The 12,991-nt window shown below is 63.5% G+C and carries 10 protein-coding genes; 6 read left to right on the top strand and 4 right to left on the bottom strand.

Annotated features, from left to right (window positions below; translation table 11 throughout):
• Positions 1 to 158: 158 nt before the first annotated feature.
• Positions 159 to 560, top strand: coding sequence for a lysozyme inhibitor LprI family protein (locus M2396_RS18115; protein ID WP_371411593.1), 402 nt, complete (start codon positions 159 to 161; stop codon positions 558 to 560).
• A gap of 10 nt (positions 561 to 570) precedes the next feature.
• On the opposite strand, the gene M2396_RS18110 is transcribed toward M2396_RS18115, so the two are convergent.
• The gene (locus tag M2396_RS18110; protein ID WP_086976920.1) at positions 571 to 1,518 is read right to left on the bottom strand and encodes a GlxA family transcriptional regulator; all 948 of its coding nucleotides are present in this window, start codon (positions 1,516 to 1,518) and stop codon (positions 571 to 573) included.
• 145 nt (positions 1,519 to 1,663) lie between these two features.
• Here M2396_RS18110 and choX point away from each other — a divergent pair, with 145 nt between their 5' ends.
• The 5 genes from choX to M2396_RS18085 all read left to right on the top strand — a co-directional run bounded on the left by choX (position 1,664) and on the right by M2396_RS18085 (position 5,556).
• The gene (choX, locus tag M2396_RS18105; RefSeq protein WP_150570468.1) at positions 1,664 to 2,608 is read left to right on the top strand and encodes a choline ABC transporter substrate-binding protein; all 945 of its coding nucleotides are present in this window, start codon (positions 1,664 to 1,666) and stop codon (positions 2,606 to 2,608) included.
• 80 nt (positions 2,609 to 2,688) lie between these two features.
• On the top strand, positions 2,689 to 3,573 hold the full coding sequence (locus M2396_RS18100; protein ID WP_101322485.1) for a 3-keto-5-aminohexanoate cleavage protein: 885 nt from the start codon (positions 2,689 to 2,691) through the stop codon (positions 3,571 to 3,573).
• An 18-nt stretch (positions 3,574 to 3,591) separates the two neighbouring features.
• Positions 3,592 to 4,557, top strand: coding sequence for an L-carnitine dehydrogenase (locus tag M2396_RS18095; protein ID WP_150572813.1), 966 nt, complete (start codon positions 3,592 to 3,594; stop codon positions 4,555 to 4,557).
• Between the two features lie 10 nt (positions 4,558 to 4,567).
• Entirely contained in the window at positions 4,568 to 5,059 is a 492-nt protein-coding gene (locus tag M2396_RS18090) for a thioesterase family protein (RefSeq protein WP_220632692.1), read from the top strand.
• 239 nt (positions 5,060 to 5,298) lie between these two features.
• Positions 5,299 to 5,556 (top strand): hypothetical protein, encoded by a 258-nt coding sequence (locus M2396_RS18085; RefSeq protein WP_101322488.1) that lies wholly within the window; start codon positions 5,299 to 5,301, stop codon positions 5,554 to 5,556.
• A 6-nt stretch (positions 5,557 to 5,562) separates the two neighbouring features.
• On the opposite strand, the gene M2396_RS18080 is transcribed toward M2396_RS18085, so the two are convergent.
• From M2396_RS18080 to M2396_RS18070, 3 genes are read right to left on the bottom strand one after another with little or no spacing between them, the layout of a single operon-like run.
• Positions 5,563 to 7,230, bottom strand: a complete 1,668-nt coding sequence (locus M2396_RS18080) for an ABC transporter ATP-binding protein/permease (RefSeq protein WP_259076804.1) — start codon at positions 7,228 to 7,230, stop codon at positions 5,563 to 5,565.
• Complete coding sequence (locus M2396_RS18075; protein ID WP_259076802.1) at positions 7,227 to 10,010, bottom strand: M16 family metallopeptidase; 2,784 nt, start codon at positions 10,008 to 10,010, stop codon at positions 7,227 to 7,229. Before M2396_RS18075 ends, M2396_RS18080 begins: the two co-directional genes overlap by 4 nt.
• A gap of 29 nt (positions 10,011 to 10,039) precedes the next feature.
• Positions 10,040 to 12,832 (bottom strand): TonB-dependent receptor, encoded by a 2,793-nt coding sequence (locus M2396_RS18070; protein ID WP_259076799.1) that lies wholly within the window; start codon positions 12,830 to 12,832, stop codon positions 10,040 to 10,042.
• Positions 12,833 to 12,991 lie beyond the last annotated feature (159 nt).

Below are 12,991 nucleotides of genomic sequence, written 5' to 3'. Positions count from 1 at the left end.
CGACGAGCCGGATGCAAAAACGACAAGGGCCATACCGAAAGCGTCAAAGCCCTCATCGCGACAGTTGGCTTCATGACAAATGTCGCTCAAGCCTGTTCAAGGGGGCAGCGCTGAGCGAGAATTGCCCGACTTTTTCATGGGAAGTGAACATGCTGCGGATCAATTCATTGATAGGCCTGACTTTATTGTTGAGCGCGCCGTTCGCGTTCGCCGCCGACGATGAGTCCACCCCATGCGACAACGTCGACAGCGATGCCCAGGGCTACGCCTGCGCCGCCTACAACAAGCAGACCGCCGAGCGTGAGCTGCAAGCGGCGTTCGATGACCTGATCCAGCGGATTCGCGACCAGTATCCGGATGAGGGCGACAAGGTGCAGAGCCTGTCCGAGCGTTTCCGCGCTGCGCAGACCCTGTGGACGCAACTGCGCGATGCCGACTGCAAGGTCGAGACCGCCGCTGAAAAACCCGGCAGCAAGGCCTTCGAAGCCGCCTGGAACACCTGCGTGGCGCAGCGCAGCGATGATCGCTCCGAATACCTGCAGTCGATCGGCCAGCAATAATCCGCCGCCTTCATGACGCCGCACTGGTGTGGCGGTCGGCCCGCGGGCAGCGCTCGAAGCGCGCCCGGTAACAGCGGGTAAAGTATGACGCCGAGTCAAAGCCGCAGGCGATGCTGACCTGCAGCACGCTCATGTCGGTCTGGCGTAGCAACTGGCGCGCCTTGTCCAGCCGCAGGCGCAGATAGAAGCCGCTCGGCGTGTCGTTCAGGTGCAGCCGGAACAACCGCTCCAACTGGCGCCGGGTGACCTGGATCAGGTCGGCCAGCACCTGGGTATGCAACGGCTCCTCGGTATTGCGCTCCATCTCGCCGATCACCTTGACCAACTTCTTGTTGCTCAGCCCGTAGCGCGCGGCAATCTGCATGCGCTGGTGATCCTGGCGTGGGCGGATGCGGCCGAGCACGAATTGCTCCGAGACCTGTACCGCCAACTCGCTGCCATGGGCCTGGGCGATCAGATCGAGCATCAGGTCGATCGAGGCCGTACCACCGGCACAGGTGATCCGCCGTCGGTCGATCTCGAACAACTCCTGCGTGGCCTGCAAGCGTGGGTAGCGCTCCTTGAACGCCTCCAGCGCTTCCCAGTGCAAAGTCGCCCGGTAGCCTTCGAGCAAGCCGGCTTCAGCCAGCAGCATCGCGCCGGTATCGATCCCGCCGAGGATCACTCCTTCATGCTCGAGCCGGCGCAGTGCCTGCTGCAACCCCAGGCTGTAGTGCGCCAGCGGGTCAAAGCCGGCCACCACCAAAAGCATCTGCGGCGCCGCCTCCCCCGCCAATGCAGCATCGGCATTGACCGACATGCCATTGCTCGCCTGCACCGCGCCGCCGTCCAGGCTGAGCACGCGCCAGCGATATAACGTCCCGCGAAAGCGGTTGGCCACCCGCAACGGCTCCAGGGCACTGATAAAGCCCATCGCGGAAAAACCCGGCAACAGCAGAAAGTGAATGGTAACGGCCATCGAGGGCTCCCGCACAAGGTAGTCGCCAGGGTGCAAATGTTGGTCGCCAGCGTGCGACTTTTGCCTGGGCTTGCCGGGTAGCTTAGTCACACGGCCCGCAGAGGTCGCCCACCATAACAACATGCACTGCCGATGGAGAGCCACCATGCACAGCTTGATCCGCCGCAGCCTGTTACCCCTTGTGTTGAGTACCAGCTTTGCCCTGCCAGCATTTGCTGGCGAACCTGCGGTGTGCCAGAAGGTCCGCCTCGGCGTGGTCAACTGGACCGACGTCATCGCCACCAGCGCCATGGCTCAGGTATTGCTCGATGGCCTGGGTTACCAGACCAAACAGACCAGTGCCTCGCAACAGATCATCTTTGCCGGCATCCGCGACAAGCGCCTGGACATGTTCCTCGGTTACTGGAACCCGATCATGAACCAGACCATCACCCCGTTCGTCGAGGCCAAGCAGGTCAAGGTGCTCGCTGAGCCGAGCCTGAACGATGCCCGCGCTACCCTGGCGGTGCCCAAGTACCTGGCCGATCAGGGCCTGCAAAGCTTTGCCGACATCCACAAGTTCGAGAAGCAGCTGGGCGGCAAGATCTACGGCATAGAGCCCGGCTCAGGTGCCAATACCCAGATCAAGGCAATGATCGCCAAGAACCAGTTCGGCCTGGGCAAGTTCCAGCTGGTCGAGTCCAGCGAGGCCGGCATGCTCGCGGCGGTTGACCGCGCGGTACGGCGTAAGGAAGCGGTGGTGTTCTTCGGTTGGACCCCACACCCGATGAACGTCAACATCGACATGGTCTACCTGGGCGCCAGTGAAGACGCCCTCGGCCCCGACGAAGGCCGCGCCACAGTGTGGACGGTGACCGCGCCTGACTATGCCGAGCGCTGCCCCAACGCCAGCCGGCTGCTGGCCAACCTGACCTTCAGTGCCGAGACCGAGAGCCGCATGATGCAGCCGCTGCTCGATCACAAGGACGCGCTGGAATCAGCCCGCAAGTGGCTGCAGGAGCACCCCGAAGACAAAGCCCGCTGGCTTGAAGGGGTGACCACCTTCGACGGCAAGCCGGCTGCCGACAACCTCAAGCTCAGCGCCAACTGATTCGGCTTTTCCGCCCACTGACCGGTTCAACCGGTCGGTGCGGGAGCCCTGCACCCGTATTTTGACCAGGAACCCCCAGCATGAACCACGACGTCATCATTACCTGCGCCCTCACCGGCGCTGGCGACACGGTCGCCAAGAGCCACCTGGTGCCGATCACCCCGGCGCAGATCGCCGCCGCCGCGGTCGAGGCCGCCAAGGCCGGCGCCACGGTCGTCCACTGCCATGTCCGCGACCCGCAGACCGGCCGTTTCAGCCGCGATGTCGAGCTGTACCGCGAAGTCATGCAGCGCATCCGCGAGGCCGACGTCGACATCATCGTCAACCTCACCGCCGGCATGGGTGGCGACCTGGAAATCGGCCCGGGCGAGTCGCCGATGGACTTCGGCCCCGGCACCGACCTGATCGGCCCGCTGGAGCGGCTGGCGCACATCGAGGCGCTGCTGCCGGAAATCTGCACGCTGGACTGTGGCACGCTCAACTTTGGCGACGGCAACGCCATCTATGTGTCGACTCCAGCGCAACTGCGCGCGGGCGCCAAACGGATCACCGAGCTGGGGGTCAAGGCCGAGCTGGAAATCTTCGACACCGGCCACCTGTGGTTCGCCAAGCAGATGATCAAGGAAGGCCTGCTCGATGACCCGCTGTTCCAGCTGTGCCTGGGCATCCCCTGGGGCGCGCCAGCCGACACCGGCACCATGAAGGCGATGGTCGACAACCTGCCGCAGGGCGCGACCTGGGCTGGCTTCGGCATTGGCCGTATGCAGATGCCGATGGCCGCGCAAGCGGTGCTGCTCGGCGGCAACGTGCGGGTCGGCCTGGAAGACAACCTGTACCTGGACAAAGGCGTGCTGGCCAGCAACGGCCAACTGGTCGAGCGTGCCGTGGAGATCCTCAGCCGGCTTGGTGCACGCGTGCTCACGCCGGCTGAAGGTCGGGCAAAAATGAACCTCAAGCGCCGGTAATTCCCTCAGGAGTCGAACATGCCTTTCATTACCGATATCAAGATTTTTGCCGCGCTTGGCAGTGGCGTCATCGGCAGCGGCTGGGTCGCCCGCGCCCTCGCCCACGGCCTTGATGTAATCGCCTGGGACCCAGCCCCCGGTGCCGAACAAGCCCTGCGCCAACGGGTCGCCAATGCCTGGCCCGCGCTTGAGAAGCAAGGCCTTGCCGCAGGTGCCGCGCAACAGCGGCTGCGCTTTGTCGACAGCATCGAAGACTGCGTGCGCAACGCCGACTTCATCCAGGAAAGCGCACCCGAGCGACTGGAGCTCAAGCTCGATCTGCATGCGCGCATCAGCGCTGCCGCCAAGCCCGCTGCAATCATCGCCTCGAGCACCTCAGGGCTGCTGCCGAGTGAATTCTACGAGTCGGCCAGCCACCCCGAACGCTGCGTGGTCGGCCACCCGTTCAACCCGGTCTATCTGCTGCCGCTGGTCGAAATCGTTGGCGGTCGCAATACCGCTGCCGAGGCCATCGAAGCCGCCAAGGTCATCTACACCGCGCTCGGCATGCGCCCGCTGCACGTGCGCAAGGAAGTCCCCGGTTTTATAGCCGACCGCTTGCTTGAAGCGCTCTGGCGCGAGGCCTTGCACCTGGTCAACGACGGCGTCGCCACCACAGGCGAGATCGACGATGCGATCCGCTTTGGCGCCGGCCTGCGCTGGTCGTTCATGGGCACCTTCCTCACCTACACCCTGGCGGGTGGCGACGCTGGCATGCGCCACTTCATGGCCCAGTTCGGCCCGGCGCTGAAGCTGCCCTGGACCTACCTACCCGCGCCGGAGCTCAGCGAACAGTTGATCGAAGACGTGGTTGCCGGCACCTCGGAGCAACTCGGCGAGCGCAGTATCGCGGCCCTTGAACGCTACCGTGACGACGCCCTGCTGGCCGTGCTGGAAGCGGTGAAAACCAGCAAAGCCCAGCACGGCATGAGCTTTGCCGACTGAGGAGCAGATGATGCCTGCACTGATTACCTACCGCACCCCAGTCCAAGCGGACTGGGTCGACTACAACGGCCACCTGCGCGATGCCTATTACCTGTTGATCTTCAGCTACGCCACCGATGCGCTGATGGAGCAGATCGGCCTGGACGCCGACGCGCGTGGGCACAGCGGCCATTCGCTGTTTACCCTCGAGGCGCATATCAATTACCTGCACGAGGTCAAACTGGGCAGCGAGGTGTGGGTGCAAACCCACATCCTCGGCTTTGACAGCAAACGCCTGCACCTTTACCACAGCCTGCACCGGGCAGACCTCGAACAGGCACTGGCGGCCAGCGAGCAGATGCTCTTGCACGTGGACCTGGCCGGGCCCAGTGCGGCGCCGTTCAGCGACTACAGCCGGTCGCAACTGCAGGCCATGGTTGCGGCTCAAGCGCCATTGCCAGCAGACACATGGATCGGTCGTACCTTGCAGCTACCGGGCAAAAAAAACCCCGACAAGCCGTGAGCTGCCGGGGCGGGAGAGTGAGCGATATTCACTGTGACGAGTCAGGGTGACCAAACCCCACGTTGCGGTGAATGACCCCAGTGTGCGGGCCCATTGGTTGATCGAGTTAGCCATGAGCGACCTGTTCATAGCCAAAGCAGCCACGTCGGCATTCTGTTGTTGCGGGCATGTCGCGGTCGTCACAGAATCGGTCGTAAATCACAGCAGCACTCTCTTGGCGATAAGAAGGGACAACAACCATGATGCATGCGGATTTGATTGATCAGGACGACCTGCTGGGGCAAATGCGCGCTCGCGGCTTTGATATTCCCGCCGGCGCCAGCGCCGAGCAAGCCTGCGAAGTGGTCGTGCGCGGGCTGACCGAACCCAACGCACGTGCACTCAAGGGCATGGTCGAGCAGATGTACACCGGCAGCGCGACAATCCTCCCGGCAGTGCGCCAGGCCATCGAAAAACAGCTGCTGCCGGCGTTGGCGCAGTTCAACAAGCGCGCCTGATTCGGCTCATGCGGGCTGGGGCTGGGGCTCCAGCTCCAGCGTGCGCTCGAACAATTCGCCGAGGCCGACCTGGTGGGTCACCCCTACCACGGTACACTGCGGCAACTCGCGACGGAGCATGCGCAACAGGCCATAGGCGGCGTTGAAGTCGAGCTGGCTGGTGGCTTCGTCCAGGTACAGCGTGTCGGGTTGGTACAGCAACGCCCGCGCCAGGCTCAGGCGCTGTTGTTCACCGCCACTGAGCACCCGCTCCCACTCTGCTTCGTCACCCAGGCGGCTGACCAGTTCGCTCAAACCGACCTTGACCAGTGCGTCGATCAACAGCACATCGTCGAAGCGCTGCAACTGCGGATACGCCAGCAGTTCATCCAGGCGCATCTGCGGCAGATACGGCTTTTGCGGCAGCAGCAGGCTGCGCCCAGGCGGCAACTGCCAATTACCCCGGCAGTACGGCCACAAGCCTTGCAGGGTGCGCAGCAGGGTCGACTTGCCCAGTCCGCTGCGGCCGGCCAGGCGCAGCCACTGGCCCTGACCCACCCGCAGATCGAGATTACTCAGCAGCGCACTGCCATCTGGCCGGCACAGGGTCAGCCCTTGCGCGCACAGGCAACTGCCCTGCGGCGCGCTGACTACCTGCTGCCGGCTGGCTTCGATGGCCCGCTCGAACTGATCCAGCCGCTCCAGTGCCGCGCTCCAGCGCACCAGCTTGTTGTACAGCTTGATGAACCAGCTCAACGAATCGTGCACGGCGCTGAACGCGCTGCGGATCTGCATCAAGCCACCCAGGGTGATGGCTTTGCTCATGAACGCCGGCATGGCCGCAAACACCGGAATGATCAGACTCAAGCGCTGGTAGGCGACGGTAAACAAGCTCAAGTCGCGCTCACGGCCGATCAACTGCCGCCAGTTGCTCGCAATCGCCTGAAAACGCCGGGCCAGTTGCTCGCGCTCGACCCCTTCGCCGCGGTACAGGGCGATCTGCTCGGCATGGTCGCGCTTGCGCAGCAGGCTCGCGCGAAAGTCCGCCTCACGGTGCTCGCGTTCGTAGTTCAGTGCGTGCAGCGGCTTACCGATCAGGTGCGTAAGGACACTGCCGGTCAGGGTATAGATGACCACGATCCACAGCAGATAGCCGTGCACGGTAACGGTCGCGCCGAACAGGCTGAAGGTCTGCACCCCGGACAGGTTCCACAGGATCAGCGCAAAGGCGCCAACCTGGGCCAGGTTGATCACCAGTGACGCCACCAATTCGATGCTCAGCCCCACCATCAGGTCGACGTCCTGGGCGATACGTTGGTCAGGGTTGTCCGGCTCGCCGCTCAGGCCCAGCCGATAGAAGGCGTGATCGGCCAGCCAGGCATCGGTCAGGCGTGCGGTCATGGCCTGGCGCCAGCGCAGTTCAAGACGTTTGCGGATGTAATCGAGGCCGACGATGATCAGTACGTAAGCGCCCAGGTACAGCGCGTACTGGCCCACCAGCCCATACAAGGCAGCGGTATCGAACGCCGCCAGGGTGTCGTAGAAAGTCTTGCTCCAGCTGTTGATCAGCACATTGATCTGCACCACCAGCAAGCCCAGGCCGATCACTGCCGCCAGCATCAACCAGCCTTGCCACTGGCCGCGATCATGCCAAAAGGGCCGGCTCAGACGGACGAATCTGCGCAGCGTATTCACAGCGCCTGCTCCAGCGCAGTCACCGACGGCAGCAAGCGCAATTGCACCTGATTATCCTGCGGGAACAACAGCCGCGCCTGCTGCTGCAGGGCCGGCAAGCTTAGCGCTGCCGGCAACTGCGCCTGGGTGCGCAGGTAGCGTGGGTCTTGCCAGTGACGTTCGCTGAGGATCAAGCGCTTGAACTGAGTCTGCGGGTCGTCGCGGCGCTCGGCTTCCTGGCGGGACAGTTCGCTTCGTTGCACGGCGACCCACTGTGCATCCACATCCAGTTCGGCCAGGGTCTGCTGCGCCAGCGCCCACAGCTCATCGACCCGGGCCGGGTCGCAGGTGAAGTTCAAGCGGCTCTCGATGCGCTGGGTCTGTGGGTTGAGTTCGCTGTCGAACTGCAAGCGGTAGATCCCCGAGGCTTCCCCGCGCAGGCGCTGCTTGAGGCGCTGGTTGGCCAGATCGCGCAGGGTGGACACGCGCATGGCCGCTTCAGGGCTCCAGGCCTGCGGCTGATAACTGCTGGCCTCGAGCACCGCCCTGGGCTCCAGCGCGATGGCCAGGTCATGCCGACGCTGGCCGGGTTGCTGCATAACCGGCTTGCTCGGCAAGGCGGACGTGCGCGGCACGCTGGCGAGCTGCTCGCGCACCAGCGGCTCCAGTTGGGCACGGTCAATGTCGGCCATCAGGTAATAGGTGACTGGCGCACCCGCCAAGCGCTGCCAATCAGCACGCAGTTGCTCGCTGGTCAACGCTTGCAGCGTGGCAGGCGTTGGCGACTGCCAGGCATCGGCGCCGAACTTGAGCCGGCGCTGCTGGCTGTCCTGCTGGCTGCGCACATCATCCGGCCGGCTGTTGCTGCGTGCCAGCAGATCAGCGCGTGCCTCGCTGAACAGCGCCGGGTCGATGTTCGCCTGCTGGCTCAGGCGATAGCTCTGAAACAGGCTTGGCAGCTGCTCGGGCGCTGCGCTGAGGTTCATCTGCAGGCGCTGCGGTGAGTGCTCCAGGCTGATGGTGGCGCGCTGCTGTTTGCGCCACTCGGTCAACGCCTGGCTTGCGCCTGCCTGCGGGGCACTGGCCAGCGCCAGTTGCGCCGCCATCTGCAAGCGCCAGGCCGGCGCACCGTCGATGTTGTAGCCCGCCGATGATTCCGCTTGCAGCAACCACTTGCCGTCCGGGCCATTGCGGCGCAGCCAGACCAGCCGATCACCGTTGCTCAACTGCCAGTGCTCGACCTGCTCTTGAGCAAAAGCCTTGCGCGCAACGATGGTGCCGGCCGGGCCGGGTGCAGGCAGCTCGAAGCGAGGCGTTGCAGCGACCTTGGGCGCTTCGCTGACGGGTGCCGACAGGCGTGTCTGGGCAATGCTTGCCTGCAGCGCTTCGACTTGCGCGGCAGTTGGCAGGCGCACCAGGCTGGCCTCTGGCGCGCTGATCTGCAGCACCCGGTCACGGCTGGCGAGCCAGCGCTGCAGGCGCTGCTCAAGGTCGCTGCGATCGATCTGCTCAAGCACTTCAAGATAACGCCCGGCGGTGGCCTGACGATCAGTCACCCGCCCCTCAGGGGCAGTAGCGTTGCTCAATTGCTCGACCCACTGTTCGAAGCTGCGCGGTTTGGTATTGGCCACCGTCTTCTCACCGAGGCCGCGAATATGCGCCTGCTCGCGTTGGAAATCGGCCTCGCTGAACCCATGCTGGCGCAGCCGCTCGATCTCGCTGAGCAACTGGCGTAGCGCCTGATCGTGAGCCTGGCCCTCGACACCGGCGGCGATCCCCAGCACGGTCGACTGGCTGCCAATCAGGGTCTTCTGCGCAATCAGACTACGCACGCCCGGTTGCAGCGGTTGGCGGCGCAGGCTGTCGAGCAGGACGGCCAGGGTCATGCGGTCGATCAGCCGCTCACGCAAGGCATTGCGGCTGCTGCCGCGGCTGTCCGGCTCATGCAGGCGCAGCAGCAGCGAGACTTGATTGCTGCCCGACTGCGGGTCGTGCAGGTGGAAGACCTTGAGGCTGTTGTCCAGCGGCAGGTCGCGATAGGCCCGCGCCGGGCTGCCAGTGCCAGCGGCCTTGCCGAAGGCCTGCTCGATCTGCGCCAACATCGCCGCCGGTTCAAAGTCACCGACCGCCGAGATGACCATGTTGCCAGGCTGGTACCACTTCGCCTGGTACGCCTGCAGGCTGCCCAGGCTGGCACTGCGGATCGCCGCTTCATTGCCGATGGTGCGGTGTTCGGGGTAGCGCGAGCCGACCCGCTGCGACGCCGTGCGTTGCTGGTTCATGCGCTGGGCCACGCCAAGGCCGCCGCGCCATTCTTCGATGACGATCGGCCGCTCGCGCTCAAGGTCCGCCGCCGTGTAGTCAGCCGCAAAAACCATGTCTGCAAGTACCTGCAAGGCCTGCGGCGTCTGCTTCACGCCAGCCGGCGGGCTGAGCATGTACTGGGTGCGTTCATAGTTGGTCATGGCATTGAAGTGCCTGCCCTGCACCCAGCCCAGCTCGGTCATGCGCTCGCGCACGTTGCTGTTCTGCCCGGCGCGGCTGTGGAACAGCAAGTGCTCGACCATGTGCGCGACGCCAACCTGGTCTTCAGCTTCGTCGATGGAGCCGGCGTTCACCGCCAGGCGCAAATCGAGCCGGCCGGGCTGGCTGGTCTCGCGCACCAGCCGGTATTGCAGGCCGTTGGCCAGGGTACCCTGGCTGACTGCCGTGTCCCACGGCAGCGGTGTATCGGCGTCAGGCAGCGCTGCGCAGGCGCCGAGCAGCAGCGGGCCAAGCAGGCCGGCAATGAGCTTTTTCATCAAGGTGTCCACGGTTTTTTATAGGAGGATCAGAAGCGGTAGCCGACTTCCAGCCAGTACTGGCGGCCGACTTCGTAGCTGACCAGGCTGACCGACTCGCGGCTGGCGATCTTGTTGACCCGGTCAGTGACGTTGGTCACGTCGACATTGACGAACATCGCCTGGTCCTTGCCGGTCGGGATCTCCCAGGCCACACGCATGTCCCAGGTTGGCGCGCCGGGGGTAGCTACGGTTTCGTAACGCTTGAGCACCTCACCGTTGACCTCGGCATCCGGGCTGACCCCGACTACCTGGTCGTACGGGCCGCGGTAGCGGAAGAAGTTGCTTACCGACAGGTTCCACTGAGGGATGTCGGTGATGGTGGTCAGGCGCCCGGTCCACGGCCGATTGAAGTCGCTGGCCGGTAGTTCGTGGTAAGCGATGCGCTTGCCGTCGAGCACCACGTCTTCGTTGTCCAGCTGGTCGCCGTCCAGGCCTGCTTCGTAGGTGGCGCCATAAGCATTTTTGGAACGCGACCAGTCCAGTGCCAATTGCACACTGGTGCTGGTGCCATGGAAACGCAGCGGCTGCATCGGCGTGACCGTCAGGCTGAGGTTTTCACTCTTGCTGCTGCCCGCATTGAGGTAGGTGTAGTAATCCTTGCTGTAGCCCTCGGGGATGTCCTTGGCGTCGAGGTAGTAATACGGACGAGTCCGGTAGATCTGCCCCTTGCCGGTGCGGTTGACGTACTTGAGCTGGAACTCGGTGTTGAACCAGCGTTGATTTAGACCCAGCATCCACTCATCGTCGTAGGGGATGTCCATCGTCGAGAACTTGCTCAGGTCCGGGTTGCGGCTGGCCAGGGTCCAGTCGTCAGACTGGGCAGTGCGGGTATAACGATTGGTAAAACCCTGGCGCCCATCGGCAAGTCGGTACTTGAACAGGTTGCGACCGTAGTAACGGTTGGCGCCGAACACCAGCACTGTGCTGCGATCACCGAAGAAGTCGTAGTCGCCGGCAAAGCGCGGCGCCAGGCTTTTCTTCTCCATGTAGTCATCACCCTCATAGCGCAGGCCCGGGCGCAGGGTGAGGTTGCCGTAGCCGATTTCATCCTGAATGAACAAAGCGTACTTCTTCTGCGCCATGTCGATTTTGCCGGCACCGTAGTTCATCATCGCCGAGCCCCATTGGCGATTCTGACCAGTAAGCAGCAACCCGTTGGAGCACCATGGGTCGCTGCCGCCGCAGGCACCGTTGTCGCGTTTGAGGGTGGTGATAGACAACGCCGAGTCTTCCCGCTCCCAAGTGGCTTGCTGGTAGCCAAGTTCAAGGCCTGTGGTCAGGCTGTGGGTACTGCTGCCCAGGTTGAAGGTCTGCCAGTCGGCCTTGAGCTTGTAGTCGAGGCTGCGCTGGGTCTGGTAGATATCACCAAAACCACCCTCCGAGCTGCGCGCATTGTTCAGGCCCGGGTTACCCCAGTCCTTGCTATCGGACCAGTACCACTTGATCTCCTGATCGCGATCAGACTCGCGCGACGCATACAGATCGCTCATGGCCAGTTGCTGAGTCCAGCGCGCGTTGTCGCCCTCATAGATGGCCTTGAACGAGCCCTGCCAGCCGCCGTTGATATTGGTGTAGCCGGAGTCCCGGTAGTCTTCCCGGTAGTAGGTGTTTTCCTGTGGCGCGTAGACGATCGAGGTGTCCAGGGTCAGGCGGTCGTTGACCGTCCAGTAGGTTTTGAGCAGGAAGTTGTCGAGCTGGCGGGTCTGCTCCTGGTCGTTGTCGCTGGTGGGGCTGCTGTAGCCGTTGGCGTAGCCGCGCAGGGGCAGGTACGAGCGCTTCTGCGAGAAGTTCAGCAACGCGCCGAAGTTGTCGGTGAGGTGGCCCTCGAGGGTGCCGCGCAATGTCGTCTTGGTGAACTCCGGCTGATTTTTCTCGTTCGACGAGGTCTCGAAGTTCTCTTTGTTTTCCCGGGTGATGTGGTAGCTGGTCCACTCCGAACGGGTCATGGCGTAGGAAATCTTGCCGTGCAGATCCTGGCTCGGGCGGCGGGTGATGGCATCGACCACACCGCCATTGAAGCCGCCAAACTCGACCGGCACGTTGCTGTCGTAGACCTTCACTTCTTCAAGCAGGTCGGCGTCCAGCGCGATGCCGTGGGAGCGGCTCGGCGCCGAGTCGAACTGGCGGGTTTCGGTGTAACCGTGGGCACCGGGGTCAAGGTCATTGTTGATCGAGATGCCATCGATCATGAAGTTGTTCTGATAGAACCTGGCGCCGTTGATGCTGATGTCGGCCGGGTCGATTTCGCCGGGCGTGTTCGAGCTTTTCTGGTCGGTGCTGAACTGCACGTTGGGGTGCATCTGCAGCAGCGTAGTGATGTCGCCGTTGGCCCCGGGGAATGCTTTGATCGCCTTGCGGTCGATGACAGTGGCGCCCATGTAGCTGTTTTCTTCGGTATCGCCCAAAACCACCGTGTTATGCAGCTCCAGCGCGCCGTCGGCGGCGCTTTGCAGGCGACGAAAGACCAGCGCGCCGTACTCGTAGTCCCAGGCCAGGCCGCTGCCCTGGAGCAAGCGCGACAGGGCGATTTCGCTGCTGAACTGGCCGCTGATGGCGCTCGATTGCAGGCCGTCGAGCAGGTCTGGGTCGACCGTCACCTGCAGGTTGCTCTGCTGGCCGAAGTTGATCAGCGCGATAGCGAGGTTCTGCGCGGGGATGTCGAACATGTGCACCTGGCTCAACAGCGTGCGCTCGGCGGCCTCTTCGGCATGCGCTGGCAGCGCGCCAAACAAGCAGCACAACCCAAGCATGCCGCTGCCTGCGACGTTCTTAAGGCGCAACGACCAACCCCGCGCTGGGCGCGACCTACGGCTTGTTACTACAGTCATCCCACGTCCCCGCCCCGAACACAGTCCGGGTAGCAAATAGAATACGAATCGATCTCAGTTATTGCGCGCGGGGTAGAAGACGGGGTGGTTCGCGGATTTTTCAGAAAATTT

The organism is Pseudomonas sp. BIGb0278 (assembly GCF_024809895.1).
Classification (GTDB): domain Bacteria; phylum Pseudomonadota; class Gammaproteobacteria; order Pseudomonadales; family Pseudomonadaceae; genus Aquipseudomonas; species Aquipseudomonas shirazensis.
Note: the sequence above shows the minus strand (reverse complement) of the source record. Positions and strands in the feature narration are given on the sequence as shown.

Excerpts from the sequence above, each read along its gene's own strand:
- M2396_RS18110 (WP_086976920.1), bottom strand. The coding sequence starts at position 1,518 with ATGGCCGTTACCATTCACTTTCTGCTGTTGCCGGGTTTTTCCGCGATG.
- choX (WP_150570468.1), top strand. The coding sequence starts at position 1,664 with ATGCACAGCTTGATCCGCCGCAGCCTGTTACCCCTTGTGTTGAGTACC.
- M2396_RS18100 (WP_101322485.1), top strand. The coding sequence starts at position 2,689 with ATGAACCACGACGTCATCATTACCTGCGCCCTCACCGGCGCTGGCGAC.
- M2396_RS18095 (WP_150572813.1), top strand. The coding sequence starts at position 3,592 with ATGCCTTTCATTACCGATATCAAGATTTTTGCCGCGCTTGGCAGTGGC.
- M2396_RS18090 (WP_220632692.1), top strand. The coding sequence starts at position 4,568 with ATGCCTGCACTGATTACCTACCGCACCCCAGTCCAAGCGGACTGGGTC.
- M2396_RS18085 (WP_101322488.1), top strand. The coding sequence starts at position 5,299 with ATGATGCATGCGGATTTGATTGATCAGGACGACCTGCTGGGGCAAATG.
- M2396_RS18075 (WP_259076802.1), bottom strand. The coding sequence starts at position 10,010 with ATGAAAAAGCTCATTGCCGGCCTGCTTGGCCCGCTGCTGCTCGGCGCC.